16 protein-coding genes are annotated in these 15789 nt (G+C 61.7%); 3 read left to right on the top strand and 13 right to left on the bottom strand.

The features are described 5' to 3' along the window. Positions 1–34: 34 nt before the first annotated feature. The 6 genes from AB3N21_RS19655 to AB3N21_RS19680 form a co-directional block, all read right to left on the bottom strand. Positions 35–712, bottom strand: coding sequence for an aspartate/glutamate racemase family protein (locus tag AB3N21_RS19655; RefSeq protein ID WP_367936800.1), 678 nt, complete (start codon positions 710–712; stop codon positions 35–37). A gap of 6 nt (positions 713–718) precedes the next feature. After that, positions 719–1432 carry an ABC transporter ATP-binding protein gene (locus tag AB3N21_RS19660; RefSeq protein ID WP_367936846.1) on the bottom strand — a complete coding sequence of 238 codons (714 nt, stop codon included), beginning with the start codon at positions 1430–1432 and terminating at the stop codon, positions 719–721. Between the two features lie 12 nt (positions 1433–1444). After that, on the bottom strand, positions 1445–2227 hold the full coding sequence (locus AB3N21_RS19665) for an ABC transporter ATP-binding protein (protein ID WP_367936801.1): 783 nt from the start codon (positions 2225–2227) through the stop codon (positions 1445–1447). After that, positions 2224–3210, bottom strand: a complete 987-nt coding sequence (locus AB3N21_RS19670; RefSeq protein WP_367936802.1) for a branched-chain amino acid ABC transporter permease — start codon at positions 3208–3210, stop codon at positions 2224–2226. Before AB3N21_RS19670 ends, AB3N21_RS19665 begins: the two co-directional genes overlap by 4 nt. A gap of 4 nt (positions 3211–3214) precedes the next feature. After that, positions 3215–4084: a branched-chain amino acid ABC transporter permease gene (locus AB3N21_RS19675; protein ID WP_367936803.1), complete on the bottom strand. Its 870-nt coding sequence runs from the start codon at positions 4082–4084 to the stop codon at positions 3215–3217. Between the two features lie 91 nt (positions 4085–4175). Further along, the gene (locus tag AB3N21_RS19680; RefSeq protein ID WP_367936804.1) at positions 4176–5363 is read right to left on the bottom strand and encodes an ABC transporter substrate-binding protein; all 1188 of its coding nucleotides are present in this window, start codon (positions 5361–5363) and stop codon (positions 4176–4178) included. Positions 5364–5592: 229 nt separating this feature from the next. Between AB3N21_RS19680 and AB3N21_RS19685 the strand changes: the two genes are divergently transcribed. The 3 genes from AB3N21_RS19685 (at position 5593) to AB3N21_RS19695 (ending at position 7560) form a co-directional block, all read left to right on the top strand. Beyond that, positions 5593–6306 (top strand): GntR family transcriptional regulator, encoded by a 714-nt coding sequence (locus tag AB3N21_RS19685; RefSeq protein ID WP_367936805.1) that lies wholly within the window; start codon positions 5593–5595, stop codon positions 6304–6306. A gap of 285 nt (positions 6307–6591) precedes the next feature. After that, positions 6592–6957 (top strand): hypothetical protein, encoded by a 366-nt coding sequence (locus tag AB3N21_RS19690; RefSeq protein WP_367936806.1) that lies wholly within the window; start codon positions 6592–6594, stop codon positions 6955–6957. A gap of 114 nt (positions 6958–7071) precedes the next feature. Beyond that, a complete protein-coding gene (locus AB3N21_RS19695) occupies positions 7072–7560 on the top strand; it encodes a GNAT family N-acetyltransferase (protein ID WP_367936807.1) in 489 nt (162 codons plus the stop codon). Between the two features lie 129 nt (positions 7561–7689). Here AB3N21_RS19695 and AB3N21_RS19700 read toward each other — a convergent pair whose 3' ends face one another. The 7 genes from AB3N21_RS19700 to AB3N21_RS19730 form a co-directional block, all read right to left on the bottom strand. Further along, positions 7690–9471 carry a thiamine pyrophosphate-binding protein gene (locus AB3N21_RS19700; RefSeq protein ID WP_367936808.1) on the bottom strand — a complete coding sequence of 594 codons (1782 nt, stop codon included), beginning with the start codon at positions 9469–9471 and terminating at the stop codon, positions 7690–7692. Beyond that, positions 9471–10880 carry an aldehyde dehydrogenase family protein gene (locus AB3N21_RS19705; RefSeq protein ID WP_367936809.1) on the bottom strand — a complete coding sequence of 470 codons (1410 nt, stop codon included), beginning with the start codon at positions 10878–10880 and terminating at the stop codon, positions 9471–9473. Before AB3N21_RS19705 ends, AB3N21_RS19700 begins: the two co-directional genes overlap by 1 nt. Beyond that, on the bottom strand, positions 10861–11769 hold the full coding sequence (locus AB3N21_RS19710) for a sugar phosphate isomerase/epimerase family protein (RefSeq protein ID WP_367936810.1): 909 nt from the start codon (positions 11767–11769) through the stop codon (positions 10861–10863). Before AB3N21_RS19710 ends, AB3N21_RS19705 begins: the two co-directional genes overlap by 20 nt. 157 nt (positions 11770–11926) lie before the next feature. Continuing rightward, positions 11927–13126, bottom strand: coding sequence for a Gfo/Idh/MocA family protein (locus tag AB3N21_RS19715; protein ID WP_367936811.1), 1200 nt, complete (start codon positions 13124–13126; stop codon positions 11927–11929). Next, positions 13119–13793: a hypothetical protein gene (locus AB3N21_RS19720; protein WP_367936812.1), complete on the bottom strand. Its 675-nt coding sequence runs from the start codon at positions 13791–13793 to the stop codon at positions 13119–13121. The genes AB3N21_RS19715 and AB3N21_RS19720 overlap by 8 nt, the downstream gene beginning before the upstream one ends. Beyond that, positions 13783–14976 carry a Gfo/Idh/MocA family protein gene (locus AB3N21_RS19725; protein WP_367936813.1) on the bottom strand — a complete coding sequence of 398 codons (1194 nt, stop codon included), beginning with the start codon at positions 14974–14976 and terminating at the stop codon, positions 13783–13785. Before AB3N21_RS19725 ends, AB3N21_RS19720 begins: the two co-directional genes overlap by 11 nt. After that, entirely contained in the window at positions 14973–15785 is an 813-nt protein-coding gene (locus AB3N21_RS19730; RefSeq protein ID WP_367936814.1) for a citryl-CoA lyase, read from the bottom strand. Before AB3N21_RS19730 ends, AB3N21_RS19725 begins: the two co-directional genes overlap by 4 nt. Positions 15786–15789 lie beyond the last annotated feature (4 nt).

The raw sequence follows: 15789 nt of genomic DNA on the forward strand, positions 1-15789 counted from the left end.
GGATGCCCTTTCGGACAGAACCTGCCTTGCCGGGTCAGGCGTAGGAGCAGGATTTTGATGTCGAGAGCTTTGCCTTGACCAGAGCCTCGGCAAAGGTGACCGCGCAGGTGACGCCATCGACCACGGGCAGGCCGAACTCTTCCGACAGGTTCGACATCAGATCGGTCATGCCAGCGCAGCCCAGCACAATCGCCTCGGCCCGGTCCTTGTCGATGGCCTCGCGGATCTCGGCGCGGATCTTGTCGATGGTCTGAGGGTCATTCTCTTCGAGTTTGAGAACCGGCACGTCGGTGGCCCGAACCCGGACACAGCGCCGGTCCAGCCCGTATCGCATCAGGTTCGCCTCAAGCCCCGCAAGCGACCGGGACAGCGTGGTGATCACGCTGAACTTGGGGCTGATCATGGCGGCGGCGTGATAGGCGGCCTCGCCCACCCCGATCACCGGCGCCGTCGTCACGCAGCGCACGGCATCCACGCCGGTGTCGTCAAAACAGGCTACCACGATGGCATCGGCATCCGGGTGTGCGGCCACCGCGTCGAGCAACCCCGGGACGCAGGTCGACACGTCGAGATATCCCTGAATGCTGGGCGGGCCGTTGCGCGAGTTGGTGGCGACGATTTCGGTGCCGGGATGGGCGGCCGTGCGCGCCGCCGCCTCGATCTTGCGGGTCATCGAAACGGTTGTGTTCGGGTTGACGACAAGGAGTTTCACGGCGCCTCACACTTCCCCGCCCAGATAGGCGGCCTTGATCCGCGGATCGGTTAAGAGTTCCCTGGAATTGCCTGAAATGACTACGTTTCCGGTGGTCATCGCATAGGCGCGGTTCGAGATGGAGAGCGCCATGCGCGAGTTCTGTTCGACCAGCAACACCGACACGCCCTCATCCCGGTTGATGGCGACAATCGACCGGGCGATGTCCTGCACCAGCTTGGGCGCGATGCCCAGCGACGGCTCGTCCAACAGCAGCAGTCGCGGCTTTGCCATCAGCGCGCGACCGATCACCATCATCTGCTGTTCCCCGCCCGACAGGGTTCCGGCGGATTGGCTGAACCGTTCCCTGAGCCTCGGGAACCTTTCCAGCACCGACTCCAATGTCTGCTGGACGCCCGCCTTGTCGGACCGGGTGAACGCCCCCATCAGCAGGTTGTCGCGCACCGTCATGTACGGGAACACCCGGCGCCCCTCGGGCACCATCGCGATGCCCTTGGCGACGATATCGGCGGGGTTCTTGCCGTCGATCTGCTCACCCTCGAAGCCAACCGAACCCGAGGTGATCGCGGCCAGCCCGGTTATGGCGCGCAGGATCGAGGTCTTGCCCGCGCCATTGGCCCCGATCAGGGCAACCGTCTCACCCTGCTCGAGATCGATCGAGACGCCCCTCAGCGCATAGACGTGATCGTAATAAAGCTCGACATCCTTGAACTCCAACATCTTGCTCATGGTTCAGATCCCGATCTCATCGTCCGCGCTGCCCAGATAGGCTTCGATGACCTTTTCATTGTTCTGGATGTCCGATGGCGTGCCCTCGGCGATCATCTCGCCGAAGTTCAGCACCACGATCCGGTCGGAAATGTTCATGACCGCCGGCATGTCATGTTCCACCAGCAGAACCGTCACCCCGCGATCATCGCGCACCTTCCGCACGAGGTTCACCATCTTCATGGTCTCGTCATGGTTCATCCCGGCAAACGGCTCATCCAGCAGCAGCACCTGCGGATCGGTGGCCAGCCCGATGGCAATGCCAAGCGCCCGCAGATTGCCTTGTGGCAGGTTCGACGCAAGCTCATGCGCAATCGGGGTCATGCCCAGGAACTCGATCAGGTCGTCGGCATATTGGCCAAAGCTGTCGGCATCCTCATGCGCGGTTTTGGTGCCCCAGAAATACCCCGCCAGAGACGCCCGCGCCCGCAGATGCTGCGCCACCACGATGCTTTCGCGCACGGTCATGGACTTGAAGATGGTGGTCTCCTGAAACGTCCGCACCACGCCCTTGCGCGCCACCACATGCGGCTTGAGATTCGAGATACGCTCGCCCCGGAACAGAACCTCGCCCGACGTGGTGGGCAGGAAGGACGAGATCATCTTGAACAGCGTGCTTTTGCCCGCACCATTGGGGCCGATGACCGACAGGATCTCGTTCTCGTGCACGTTGAAGCTGATGTTGTTGTTTGCCGTCAGGCCGCCGAATTTCTTGGTGACATGGCGCACTTCGAGAAGGTTGCTCATTTGCCCTGCCCTCCGCTTTTGCCCAGCCGCAGGCTCAGCAATCCGTTCGGCAGCACCAGCATCAGGATGATCAGCAGCCCGGAATAGACCAGCAGCTGATAGCGCCCAAGCTCGAACAGCAGATCCCAGCCGAAATAGAGAACCAGGGTGCCCAGCATCGGCCCGAACACATAGCCGAGCCCGCCCAGGAAGCAGTTGAGCATGAAGTTCACACTGTCGGCGACCTGAAAGCTGGACGGGTATACCGATTGCGCAATCGAGCCGAACATGGCGCCACCGATGCCGCCCAGAAAGGACGAAATCGCGAATACGATGATGCGGATATACGCGATGTTGACACCGATCGAGGCGGCAAGCTCTTCGTTCTGCTGCATCGAGCGGCACAGATGGCCGAGGCGGGAATTCACCAGCCGGTACATGGCGGCAAAGGTGATCACCATCAGCGCGCAGGCGGTGTAGTAGAAGGCCAGCCGCGGGTTTTCGAGCGTCGCAAAATCCGAGATCAGGGTCAGGCCGAACACCGACACCGCCCCGGGCAACGGGATCGAGGTGATGCCCTTTGCCCCGTTGGTGATCGGCAAGGCCAGTGCGGTCAGCGTCACCACCTGCGTCAGCACCAGCGAGATCATGGCGAAATAGACGCCCCGCAACCGCAGGATGGGCAGGCCGATCAGGATCGCAACTCCAGCGGCAAACAGGCCCGCCAGCGGCAGGGACAGCCAGAACGACATCCCCGCCTTGGTGACCAGAATGGCCGAGGCATAGGCCCCGATCAGCGCGAACGCGCCCTGCCCGATATTGATGCGGCCGATATAGAAGGTCAGCCAGACACCGGCGCTGGCGATGGACAGCAGCGCCACCGAGGTCAGGGTGTAGTAGAGATCGGTCCGCCCGGATGCCGCGACGAATGCAGGCACCGCGAAAAAGACCGCGAGCAGGAACGCCGCCAGACCGGCCCATTGGAATGTGTTCAGCTTGGGCATCGGCCTATCCCCACGGCTTGCCCATCAGCCCCTGCGGGCGGATGGCCAGGAAAATCATCAGCGACACGAAGATGAGCAGGTAGGTGATGTCGCCATATTGCGACAGAACCGCCAAGCCGATGGCCTCGAGGAACCCCAGAATGATGCCCCCGGCAATCGCGCCTGAAATCACGCCCGCGCCGCCGATCATCACCATCATGAAGGCCTTGATCGACGTCGGACCGCCCATGCCCAGATTGACGCCGGTGATCGTCACCAGCAGCCCACCGACCAGCCCCGCCAACATCGCGCCGAGCGCAAAACCGATCATCGAGTAGCGGTCGACATTGACCCCCATCAGCTGCGCCGCCGTCCGGTCCTGCGCCAGCGCCCGCAGCGCCCGGCCGGTCTTGGAATATTGCATGAACAGGATGAACCCCACGATGGACAGGATCGCGAGCGCACAGATCAGGATGCGGTCATAGGGCATGATCAGCCGGAAATCCCAGTTGAACACGCCATTGACGATCTTGGGCACGCCGCGCTGTTTTTCTCCGAACACCAGCAGGATGACCGCGTCGAACAGAAACGCCAGCCCGGCGGCGAGGAGCATCGTGCTCTCCTCACGTGACGACCGCCGGATGACCGGCGCAAACAGGAACTTTTCGATCAACGCGCCCAGAATGGCCAGCGTGATGCAGGACGCCAGCAGGGCCAGCACGAACGGCCAGCCGAGCTGCCCGTAGAAGGTGTAGGTGACGAAGCCGCCCAAAACGTACATCTGCCCATGGGCAAAGTTCAGCACGTTCATGAGCGCAAAGATCAGCGTCAGCCCAAGGGCGATCATCGCATATTGCGCGCCCAGATAGATGCCGTTCGCAATTATCTGTTCCATCGGAATTCCGCATTTTGTTGGATGGTCCCGGACCGTGTTTCGTGCCCGGGACCGGATTGCCCGGCTTCAAGCCTGCGCGGGAAAGACTGCCTCAGTCCACTTCTGCCACGAACAGCGTCTCGAAAGCGCCGTCCTGATAGACGTTCACCACCAGCGGCACGGCGATCTGACGCTTTTGCCCGAACGAACTCGTGCCGACATAGCGCAGCTTGGCATCGCCCTTCATGAACGGGTTCGGCGCCTCGAACGTATCCATGGTCTTTTGGAACTCGTCGACATTGTCGATGGCCGCCGGATTGGCGTTCAGCGTCGCCAGAATGTATTCCAGCACATAGACCTTGGTGTTCGACTCGTCGTTGTATTCGCCGAACATCTTCGTGTAGCGGTCCACGAATTCCTTCATGTCGTCCGATGCGATCTCGGGGGTGGAAGCGCCGCCAACCGAGATAAAGCCGTTGGCCAGTTCGCCCGCACCCTCACGCAGCACGGTGGCGTCCTGCGCGGTCTCGGTCGAGATCAGGCCCTGATAGCCCAGTTCCCGGGCCGAGCGGATCAGCTGCGGCGCATTTGCCGGAGACACGCCCGACAGGACCAGAAGATCGGGCTGCGTGCGCATGACAGGCGTCAGGACCGGTGTGAAATCCGTGGTATCCACCTGATAGGTGACATTGTCCGACACCACTTCCAGACCCAGCTCACCGGCTGCGGCCACGCCACCGTCACGCTGGCTGAGCGGGTCGGATTCGTTTGCCGCCACAAAGGCCACCGTCTTTACGCCCTTTTCATCGCGCAAGTACTTGTAGATCGCCGGACCGGACTGGTAGTTGGCCACCATCCCGAGCACCGCATTGGACGCCGGTGCGGTATAGAGCTCTTTCGGGAAAGCGTAGGGGAAATACATGATGCCCTGAGCCTCGGCCACCGGACGCACCGCAGCGGCACCGTCATCCACATTGGGGCCGACGACATAATGAATGCCCTCTTGCGCCATCTTCTCCATACCGGCGATGGCGCGCTTGGGGTCTTTCTGATCGTCGAAGGACACGATCTCGATGTCATAGGTCGTGTCGCCGATCTTGTACCCGCCAGCCTCGTTGATCCAGTCGGCGCGGGCTTCCATCGAACGCTGGTTCGAAATGCCCCAGGCCGCCGCCGGGCCGGATGTCACACCGACAAAACCGATCTTCAGCACCGGGTTGTCCGCCCATACGGCCGATGCCAGGGCTGAAACGGACACGGCTAATGCGACCGATGTTTTCATCAGGGTTCTGCGTTTCATTCTTTCCTCCCTATTGGGGTCTCGGCGCCTCTTCCGGACACCTCAAAACCTTACCGCACCACAGGACGAACTCCCGGCGCGCATCGCTATTTGCACATTGTTAACAATCATTGTCAACTTTTATTGTTTGCGATTTATCTGTTTGTGTTAACGGAAATCGTGTATATTGTCAGAAACCCGTGCCCCCTATATCAACGACCTTCAGCCACTGCCGCCGACGCATAGCAAGATGACCAGAGACGCCTCACAAAAGCTCGAGACCATGCACACAGATCCCGATGAGCAAATGATCGTCGACCGGATCTATTCTGCTGTAATGGAACAGAAACTCGCCCCGCGCACCAAGCTCAGCGAGGCTGCTTTGTGTGAAACCTTTGGGGTGGGCAGAATGCGCGTCAGGCGCGCCCTGCTGCTGCTGGGCAGCCAGGGCATCGTCGACCTGCAATCCAATCGCGGCGCCTATGTTGCCTGCCCCGGCGCCGATGAGGCGCGCGAGGTGTTTGCCGCAAGATTGATGATCGAAACCGGAATCGTGCGGGAGCTGGCGCGCGGCATCGGGGACGAGGCCGTCGATGTGCTGCGGCTTCATCTGGACAAGGAAAACGCCGCGCGGCAACAGGATGACCGGACCGAGCTGATCCGGCTCTCAGGGGCCTTTCATGTCGAACTGGCCAAATGCCACAAGAACGCGGTGCTGACCCGGGTCATTCGGGAACTGGTGACGCGCACATCCCTGATCGTGGCCCTGTTCGGCGCCAGCCGCAGCACCACCTGCCCCGATGACGAACACGAGCTGATCATCGACGCCATCGTAAGCGGCGATGCCCGGGCGGCCGAGGATACGATCCGCCACCATATCCTGCACGTTCAGAACGGGCTGGACCTTGAGCGGACCCAGAGGACCGAGCCGGATCTTGCAAAGATCTTGTCCAGTCGCGATTGATTGGAATATGGCTTTGTCGTCGAAGATAGTCGGCGGACCAATAACTTTACCGGCTTGAGATCATCTGGGCTGGGGCGCAAGATCAACGGTGACTGTGGCTTAGATTTTTTGAGACCCTAGGTCGTGCCCGACCTCCGACCGGGCACAGACTATCTGGGACAGGCTCACGTCATTGAGACTGGGCTCGGCGACGTGCGAGCGGACGCTGGGAGCCCAAAGCGAAGTCGCAAACACACCGGACGATGGACCGATTGCCTTCTGTGCTCCGGTGTGAAAACTACTCGCATGACTATTGAACTGTATTCTGAGCCAGCGGATTTCGAGGCAGAGATTGCAATCTTGAGTTCTGATCAAGGCGGTAGAAACCTGCCGGTGCACAACTTCATCCGTTGGGATTTTGGCTACGCTGAAGATGCTTCGCCAAAGGAGATATACATGATTTACCCGAAATTTTTGGACAAAGACGGGTTGCCTATCCCTGAAGGAATTTCTCTCGATGGAACGCTTATGGCAAGGATGCACATAGTGGTCCGGGAGACGACTGACTATCATCGAGCGCGCATTTCAGTCGGAACCAGATTCAACTGCCATGAGGGAGGCCGCGTCGTTGCCAGGGGCATTGTCACTAAGCTTCTTGCTCTTGAGGCTTAGTGCTCCTCATTGCCGCCCCTTGTGCATTGGTCAGCGCAGGGGATACCTAAAGGGAACCGTGGGTGACCGCTGAGATCCCATTCAAACCAGCTACCGATCTGGTATTTTGGCCATATGACTATCGCGCGCCGATACGCCTTCGAAGCCGCAACACTGGCTGACCTCGATTTGCTGCTAGACTGGCAATCTCAGCCTCACGTTCGGCGGTGGTGGGATTCCGTTGAACCCCATGATGCTAAGGATTTCAAGGACAAGCGCGTAGCAAGGTGGATTGTCAGCTCTGACGGCAAGCCCTTTGCATACATGCAAGACTACACAGTTCATGGCTGGGAAAATCACCATTTCTTCGATCTTCCAAAAGGTTCCCGGGGAATTGACCAGTTCATCGGAGACTTGGGAATGACCGGAAAAGGGCACGGCCCAGCCTTCATCGCACAAAGGCTAGAGGTGCTCTTTAAAGCAGGCGTCCCAGTGGTCGCGACCGATCCGCACCCTGACAATGCTCGCGCCATTGCAGCGTATAAGAAAGCGGGCTTTAAAGAGTTGCGCTCGGCCCAAGAAACGCCCTGGGGCACCGTCCTTCCCATGGCGGTCTTTGGTTAGCCGAACCGTCACAGATGGCTGCTTGGTCCCTCGCTGCCGTTGTTGGCAGCACGGGGAAAGGCCGATGATCTCGCACCCGGGCGCGGATGATCTAAAAGCCCGCCAGTTGCTCAGACCTTGCTGTCAAGGTCAGGTCGCGACATGCGAGACGTGTTTGTCCGGTGAATAGATGTCCAGAATGTTCCAGTGCCCGGTTGTCGGCGTCGGGTTGTTGATCATGGGTACGTCCAGAACCGTGGGCTTGCCGCTGGCAATGGCGGCTTGAAGTGCCGGCAAGAGCTCATCGGCGGAACTGACCCGGATGCCCTCGGCGCCGTAAGCCTGTGCGATCTCGGCATAGCCGGGCCCGTTGGACGGGGCCGCCGCCGAGCCAGGGAAGGTGGTGCCGTAGGTCAGCCCGTAATGCGCCTTTTGCAGGCCCGCGATGGTGCCGAAGGCGTTGTTGTTCATCACCAGCCAGATGATGCCCAGATCAAGCTCGACCGCGGTGGCCAGCATCGACGGGTTCTGACCAAAGCCGCCATCGCCCACAAGGCTGAGAACCACCCGGTCCGGCGCGGCGAGTTTCGCGCCGATTGCGCCAGGAGGACCAAAGCCCATGGTCGCAAACCCGCCCGGCGTCAGGATCGATCCCGGGGTCAGAATGTCGAACTGCTGCCCGACCCCGTTCTTGTTCCAGCCCACATCGGTTGTGATGATCGCATCCTCGGGCAGTGCCTTGCGGGTATCGGCCAGAATGCGCTCGGGCATCATCGGAAAGGCGGCCGAGGTGGCCATGTCGCTGTTGCCCGCCTTGAACGCGGTGCGGAAACCGGCGATTTTCGCCTCCACCTCCGGGCGCCTGAACCCGTCGGGATACATCTTGCGCGCCACCCGCGTCAGGACGCGCAGGGCAGCCTTGGCATCCGCCACGACGCCGATCTCGGTGGGGTAGTTGCGGCCGATCTCGCTGGGCTCGATGTCGATATGGATGACTTTCGAGCCGGGGATGTTGAAGGTGTAGCCGGGATACCAGCTGGAACAATCGGCCTCTTTGAACCGTGTTCCGATGGCAAAGATGTAGTCCGCGTTGAGGCAGCTCTGATTGACCAGCTCGGTGCCCCAGAACCCGGTCATGCCCAGCACTTGCGGGTGATCGTCGCGCAACGCGCCCTTGCCCATCAGCGAATGCGCCACCGGCAGGCCCATATGCTCGACAAATTCGCGCAGCTCTTCGCTGGCCTGCGCCAGCAGGATGCCGCCGCCCACATAGGCCACCGGGCTTTCGGCCCCGGCAAGGCGTTCGACGATCTGTCGCGCGGTGTCATCGTCGATGGACGGTTTGATCAGCGCGCGCGTATTGCCTGCGACCCGGTCGAAGGTGTCGGACGGGATCACCTCGGAGAAGATATCCATCGGCACGTTGACCAGAACCGGCCCCGGTTGCCCGCTTTCGGCCAGATGGAACGCCTTTTCCAGGATCTCGGCCATCAGATCGGCCCGGTCCACCCGCCAGGCGCGTTTGACGAAGGGGCGGTAGATCTCCCACTGGGCGGCATCGGCATGCAGGTTCACCTCCTGATGCGGATGCTTGCCGTAGTAGTGGGTGGGGATGTCGCCCGCGATCACCACCATCGGGATACAGTCGAGCGCGGCATTGGCGACGCCGGTGGCGCAATTCGTCAAACCGGGAGAGAGATGCGAAAGCACCACCGACGCCTTCCCCGTCACCCGCGCATAAGCATCCGCCGCATGGCTGGCGATCTGTTCATGACGCACGGTGACAAAGTCAATCGGGCTTTCGGCCAGCGCCGCCAGTACCGCGATATTGGTGTGGCCGCACAGGCCAAAAACGTGGCGGACCTCGCGCCGCTCAAGATAATCCACGATATGTTCGGCAACGGTCTTGCCCTTGGTTTGTGCGCCGTCCATCACGCGACCTCCTGTCCGTAAAACTCGCCGAACAGCTCAGCCTCGCTGGGGCGGTCTTCGGGAATGGGTCGGCTGACCCAGGTGTAATTCATGAAATGCTTGAGGCTGACATTCTCGTTTGTGATGTTGCCGCCCCAGATGCCGCAGCCCAATGAACTGGTCATCGGCATCCCGTTGGTAAAACTGCCCGCGTTGGCCTTGGACTGCGGCTGGCGCACCATAATGCGGCTGACCGGCGCCACCCGCGCCAGCGCGTCGATATGATCGTCATCATGGCTGTAGATGCCGCAGGAATGACCCTTGCCGCCCACCTCGTAGATCTGCCGGACAATGTCCAGCGCATCGTCGAATGTATCGAAATGATAAAGCGCCATCAGCGTCGTCAGCTTCTCTTTCGAGAACTTGTGTTCTTTGCCGATCTGGCCCTGGTTTTCGACCATCAGGAACTTGCGGTCCTCGGGGATCGAGAACCCCGCAACTTGGGCCGTCTGCTGCGGACGGCAGGCGATGGTCGGAAAGGTGCGATTGCCATTTTCGTCCCACATGGCCTGTTCCAGCAGGGTCTTCTCCTCGGCATTGCAGAGATAGCCGCCCTCGGCCTCGAGCGCTCGGACCATCCGGTCGTAGATCGAGCGCTGGATGATGATGTTGCCATCCGCCGAACAGCCTGATCCGAAATCCGAGGTTTTGGACATGCGGGTATTGGCGGCGGCGATCTCGATATCGGCGGTCTCGTCGATCACGATCGACGAGTTGCCGGCGCCCACGCCATAGGCTGGCCGACCCGAGCTGTAGGCAGCCTTGACCATGGGTTTGCCGCCGGTGGCCAGCGTCAGATCGCAGATCTCCATCAGGTGCTGGGTCAGCGGGATCGACGGGTGCGTCACGCATTGGAACAAGTCCTCGGGCGCGCCGACAGCGGCGCAGGCCGCACGCATCACCTGAACCATCTCGGCGGTGGTCTGTCGGGTGCGCGGGTGCGGAGAGAAGATCACCGCGTCGCGCGCCTTGGCCGCATAGATGCCGGTCACCGGCGGGGTCAGCGCCGGGTTCGTCATCGGGATCAAAGAGGCGATGACCCCGGCAGGCTTGGCGTATTTGACCAGCCCCCTGCTCTCATCCACCTCGACCACGCCGGTCGATTTCTGCCGCAGTGCATCACGCAGAACACCATGGATCTTGAAGCGCTTGGCCGGGCGCCCCTCGCGGTCGCCAATCCCGCTCTCGTCCACCCCCATCTGCGCCAGCCGCGTGAACGTGGCCTCATTCCCGGCATACCAGCCGATGGCCTGCGCCAGCTTGTCGAGCCGGTCCTGCGGCCAGTCCTCGATCCTGGCCATCGCTGCGCGGGCGCGCTCCAGCATGTCCGCCGCCAGATGACGGTCGTTCTCAGTGAGCTCTCTGCTCATGGTAGTCCTCGTTTGAATGGAGTGTGGAAGGGTCCGACATGCGCCGCTGCGAGCGGGCATCGCCAAAGGTGCGTTTCGCATGGGTCAGGCAGCGCCGCGCGTGTTCCTCATAGCCAAGCTCGGCCACCCGGCTCTGGTTCGGCAGCTCGATCGAGTAGTCCACCGGCGGCATCCGTTCGATGATCCCGGCAAAATCGATCCAGCCCTCACCGGGATAGAGCCGCGCGTCGCGGGCCAGTTGGATCATGCCTTCCCGGGTGTCGGCGATGCCGGGCAGGCAGTCCGAGATATGCAGGAAATGCAGAAGATCGGCGGGCACGTGCAGCAGCTCGCCGATATCGACGCGGCTGAGATGCAGATAGAGGGTGTCGACCAGAATGCCGCCATTGGGCTGGTCGGCCGCGCGGACGATATCCAGCGTCTCGTCCAGAGTGCGCAGGCGGGAAAAGGACGGAAATTCCAGATCAACACTCAGCCCGTAAGGCGCGGCCAGTTCGCAGGTCTCGGAATAGACGTCGATCAGAAAATCCCGGTCATCGCGGGTCTTGGTCCACGCGCTCATGATCATGCGCCCGGCACCAAGTTCGCCGCCAAGTTCGAGCGAGCGTTCAAAGCTGCGGGGATCGACATCCTCGGTAATCCGCGCCAGTTCCACATCCAGTACTTGCAAGCCGGTAGTATCCAACGCGGTCTTCGTCGCCTGCACCTGTGCCCTGTCGATGGGCGACTGGGTGAACTCTCCGGGCACATGCATCGGGATGAACCGGGGACTGACCGCGTCATACCCGGCGCGGGCGGCGATATAGACCAGTTCGGGCGGCGTGCAGCCAATCAGCGTGAGATGCGCCAATGAGTATCGTGAGACGCTTGCCGCGTCAGTGTCTGACATATGCTGCATCCCCCGGGGCATCGACCGCGAATCTACGTTTCATCACATGTATTAAAAAATATCTGATATTTTTACAAATATCAATCTTCAACGTGAGCCGGAAACGAAACAAGCCCGGGTCGATGCCCGGGCTCGTTTATTTCCTGCCGTTGCTCTTTTACCTGCCCTGTATCGGCACCCATTCGCCGCCGGAGCGGTGCGAGCGGACCGAGGCATCGATGAAGCGCACCCCGTCCGCGCCCTGCCCCACATCCGGGTATTCGAGCCAGCCCTCGGGCACCACCACCCCGTCCCGCCGGGCCGCCACAGCCATGGCAAGCTCGGCATAAAGGTTGGCCCAAGCCTCGATGATGCCCTCAGGAAAGCCGCGCGCGGTGCGGACCAACCGCTCGACCTCAGCGCTGACGCCATGACCATGCCCCCGGCTGATGATCCGGTCCGGCTCGCTATAGCGGATAAGCTTTAGCCGCTCGGAGTTTTCCAGATCCCATTCCAGCCCGCCTTCGCTGCCATAGATGCGCAGGCGCAGCCCACCGCGATTGCCGGGGGCAAGGCGCGTTGCCATCAGCGTCCCCGGCACCTTGCCCCGGTAGCGGGTGAACATGAACGCCGTATCCTCCAGCGGTTTCGGCGCGCCGCAGACGTGGAATTCGGCCCTGAGCCCGGTCATCTCAAGACCGGACACAAAGCTGGCCAGATGCGCCGCGTGGGTTCCGATATCGCCGACACAACTGGTGGGCCCCGACACGTTCGGATCCAGCCGCCACTTCACATGCGGCGCGTCCGCGACCTCGACGGGGATCATCCAGTCCTGCAGGAACTCGACATGGATCTGGTTGATGGTCCCGACCCCGCCCTCGGCCACGATCCGTCTGGCCTGACGGATCATCGGAAAGCAGGACATCGCGTATCCGACCGCAAAGACCTGACCGGTCCCGGCGGCCAGTTCGACAAGTTTCTCGGCCTCGGACAGCTCATTCGTCAGCGGCTTGTCACACAGCACATCTATTCCGGCCTCAAGAAAGGCTTTCGAGGCCGCGAAATGCAGGTGATTCGGGGTTGTGATCATGACCGCATCCACCCCGTCGGGCCGCGCGGCCTCGGCCTGCGCCATCTCCTCAAACGAGGCATGGCAGCGGTCGGGATCCAGATACCATTCGGCGCCCCGCGCCTTGCTGCGATCAGGATCGGAACTGAGCGCGCCGGCAACAACCTCCCACAGCCCGGTCATCCGCGCTGCCGTGGCCTGCGTGACCGAGATGCGCCCGCCGCCCACCACACCCAACCGCAGCCTGCGGGTCAGGCGCGGGAACGGGCCGTCGAAATCCAAAATCTCCGGCAGCAAACGCTCAGTCATTTCGGGCCTCCTGTCCGGGGATTGCAGCGCCTTGCGGCAGGATTTCCACGGCCATGAATATCCCCGGCGTTACCGTCTCGTACTGGTGCCAGGGATAGTTCCCGGCGGCGTCATACATGGGCCGGTGCGTGACACCGGGGGCCATCTGCTCTTCGAGGTAGAGCGTGCCGACATCCTGCGCGCGGCACTGCTGCATCTTGCCAAAACCGACGATCTGGGTGTGCACCTCGCGAAACCCGGACACGGGGCAGAACGGATGATCCTTGTGCAGCCCGACATTCAGCGGGACCGAGCCCGCGTGATACATCGTCAACCCGATATTGCCCCGCCAGACTTTGGGTGACATGTAGTGCTGGACGCCACGCAACCGCTCCTCCCCACGCACGTCGAACGCTGATGGCCAGGCCGAGCGCACGCGGTCAAATAGCGCGTCGTTATCGGCATGGGCGTCAAAACCATCGACGATCACCGCCCGCTCCACATTCCGCAGCGTGCAATTCTGGACGACCGCCGAGTTCAGACAGGACAGCGTCTGACTTTCGACCCCCAGCGCCGCCTCGGCCAGATTGAGGACAATGGAGCGGCCCTCGACAGGCACCGCGCTTTCGCCCTCGACATAGCGGACCGTAAAAAACGGGGCCGCAAAACCCAGGTTTTCAACGGGCATGGGCAAGCTCCTGTTCGATCTGCGGGCCGCTTCCGGGAAAATCCACGGACAGCGGCGCAGGTACCTCACAGCTGCTTTCGACGGTTTGATAGGCGCCGAATCTCGGCGCGCGTTCGATGGCGTCCATGACGTCGAACACGTGATAGGCAAGCGCCCCGCTGGCACGCGGCTGGCGCCCCTCGCGCACCGCAAGCGCCAGATCCAGAAGGCCCACGCCCCGGCTGTCCCGGTTCAACCCATGCAGGTTTTCCGCCACTTGCCAGTGCTCACGCCCGGCCGGACGGGGCTGGTGCGACCAGCGCGAGGTGTCCTTGGTCTTCAGCCACACATCGCCGTCAAAGAGGTTGGCCCCATGCACAGGGTCCGGATCGGGAATGCCGATGGTGCCGTCCTCTCCATAGATCTCGAAACGCGGCGTTTCGCTGTCCCATACGTCAAAGCTCATGGTCATCGAGCCGATCACACCCGACGTAAACTGCAGAAGGCTGAGCGAATGGGTATCGACCTCGACATCCATCCACTCCCCATGTCTGGGGCCGTTTTCGATCATGCGCCGGTCAAAGGTCCGGCGCGCCATGCCAGCGACCCGCTCAACCGGCCCCAGGCAAAAGACCATTGCGGTGAGGTAATAAGGCCCCAGATCCAGCAATGGCCCGCCGCCGCTCTGATAGTAGAAATCGGGGTTCGGGTTATGCCGCTCGGTGCCGTGCGTGCCGACATGGGCGAATACTCCGGTGGGGGCGCCGATGGCGCCGTCGTCGATCAGCCGCCTGACCGTCTGCCACCTGCCTCCGAAAAAAGTATCCGGTGCGTTGCCGATCAACAGCCCCTTGTCCTTCGCAAGCTGCAGCAAGGCGCGACCGTCGGACCGGTTCATGACAAAGGGTTTTTCCGAATAGACGTGCTTACCCGCGTTCAGCGCATTGCGGCTGATCTCGGCATGCGCGGCCGGTATCGTCAAATTGAGCACGCAATCGATGGATGGATCGGCAAAGATCTCATCCGGGGTGCAGGAGCGTCCGATCCCGTGTTGCTCAGCCTTGGCGCGGCTTTCCGCTGGATCGAGGCTGGCACAGGCCACAACCTTGACCTGAGAAAAGCGCGCCAGAGTTTTCAGATAGATGTCACTGATACGGCCACATCCGATCAGGCCGACCCGGAAGGATTTCGTCCGGTCACTCATTCCACCTCTTGTGCTTGGTATAAGGGCAGGTATCGGGGCGGCATCGGCCCCTTGTTGCGCCCACCCTGGTTCATCTGTTCCCAGGCATGGGCAAGAATTCCGACAGAGCGTGACAGGCAGAACAATCCGCGCGACAGCGGCGCGGGAAAACCCAACTCGCAGAAAATCACAGCGGTTGCGCCGTCGATGTTCATCGCAATTGGACGCCCGCCGCGCTGGCGGCCCAGTTCGGCCTGAACCTCTTCGCCGATTTCGGCGAAACGGCCCGTCACGGTTCCGGCCTCTGCCGCCTGCCGGACCAGCTCCATCAGACGCGGCGCGCGCGGGTCGACCGGTTTGTGAAAGCGGTGCCCGAAGCCCGAGACGATCTTGCCGTAAATCACGCGCCATGCATCCAGCCCGTCCCGGACCGCACCTGACAGGTCCGCGCCGTCGTCGATCCGGCGTGCGATGCCGTAGTAGAGCTCGGCACATTGCTCGCCCGCGCCGCCATGCACATCGCCCAGCATGTTGACCGCCGTTGCCATGGCGTTGTTGAGCCCCACGCCGCAGGTCGTAGCCATCCGCGCCGCCGCAATCGAGGGCGCCTGCGGCCCGTGATCGACACCAGCGACCAGTGCCGCCTCAAACAACCGGGCCTGCGCGTCCGAGGGTACCCCCCCACGCACCATGTGCCAGATCATCTGCGGAAAGGTGACATTGCCGATCAGTTCTTGCACCGGATGCCCGCGAAACGCGATGTGGCCCGGTTTCATGTCAATGATCGAGGTGCGCCACCACTCCCGGATGATCTGTTCGTCTTCGTTCATGTCA

The sequence above is a fragment of the Ruegeria sp. genome, from assembly GCF_040830605.1.
Classification (GTDB): domain Bacteria; phylum Pseudomonadota; class Alphaproteobacteria; order Rhodobacterales; family Rhodobacteraceae; genus Ruegeria.

Excerpts from the sequence above, each read along its gene's own strand:
- AB3N21_RS19660 (WP_367936846.1), bottom strand. The coding sequence starts at position 1,432 with ATGTTGGAGTTCAAGGATGTCGAGCTTTATTACGATCACGTCTATGCG.
- AB3N21_RS19665 (WP_367936801.1), bottom strand. The coding sequence starts at position 2,227 with ATGAGCAACCTTCTCGAAGTGCGCCATGTCACCAAGAAATTCGGCGGC.
- AB3N21_RS19670 (WP_367936802.1), bottom strand. The coding sequence starts at position 3,210 with ATGCCCAAGCTGAACACATTCCAATGGGCCGGTCTGGCGGCGTTCCTG.
- AB3N21_RS19675 (WP_367936803.1), bottom strand. The coding sequence starts at position 4,084 with ATGGAACAGATAATTGCGAACGGCATCTATCTGGGCGCGCAATATGCG.
- AB3N21_RS19680 (WP_367936804.1), bottom strand. The coding sequence starts at position 5,363 with ATGAAACGCAGAACCCTGATGAAAACATCGGTCGCATTAGCCGTGTCC.
- AB3N21_RS19685 (WP_367936805.1), top strand. The coding sequence starts at position 5,593 with ATGACCAGAGACGCCTCACAAAAGCTCGAGACCATGCACACAGATCCC.
- AB3N21_RS19690 (WP_367936806.1), top strand. The coding sequence starts at position 6,592 with ATGACTATTGAACTGTATTCTGAGCCAGCGGATTTCGAGGCAGAGATT.
- AB3N21_RS19695 (WP_367936807.1), top strand. The coding sequence starts at position 7,072 with ATGACTATCGCGCGCCGATACGCCTTCGAAGCCGCAACACTGGCTGAC.
- AB3N21_RS19700 (WP_367936808.1), bottom strand. The coding sequence starts at position 9,471 with ATGGACGGCGCACAAACCAAGGGCAAGACCGTTGCCGAACATATCGTG.
- AB3N21_RS19705 (WP_367936809.1), bottom strand. The coding sequence starts at position 10,880 with ATGAGCAGAGAGCTCACTGAGAACGACCGTCATCTGGCGGCGGACATG.
- AB3N21_RS19710 (WP_367936810.1), bottom strand. The coding sequence starts at position 11,769 with ATGTCAGACACTGACGCGGCAAGCGTCTCACGATACTCATTGGCGCAT.
- AB3N21_RS19715 (WP_367936811.1), bottom strand. The coding sequence starts at position 13,126 with ATGACTGAGCGTTTGCTGCCGGAGATTTTGGATTTCGACGGCCCGTTC.
- AB3N21_RS19720 (WP_367936812.1), bottom strand. The coding sequence starts at position 13,793 with ATGCCCGTTGAAAACCTGGGTTTTGCGGCCCCGTTTTTTACGGTCCGC.
- AB3N21_RS19725 (WP_367936813.1), bottom strand. The coding sequence starts at position 14,976 with ATGAGTGACCGGACGAAATCCTTCCGGGTCGGCCTGATCGGATGTGGC.
- AB3N21_RS19730 (WP_367936814.1), bottom strand. The coding sequence starts at position 15,785 with ATGAACGAAGACGAACAGATCATCCGGGAGTGGTGGCGCACCTCGATC.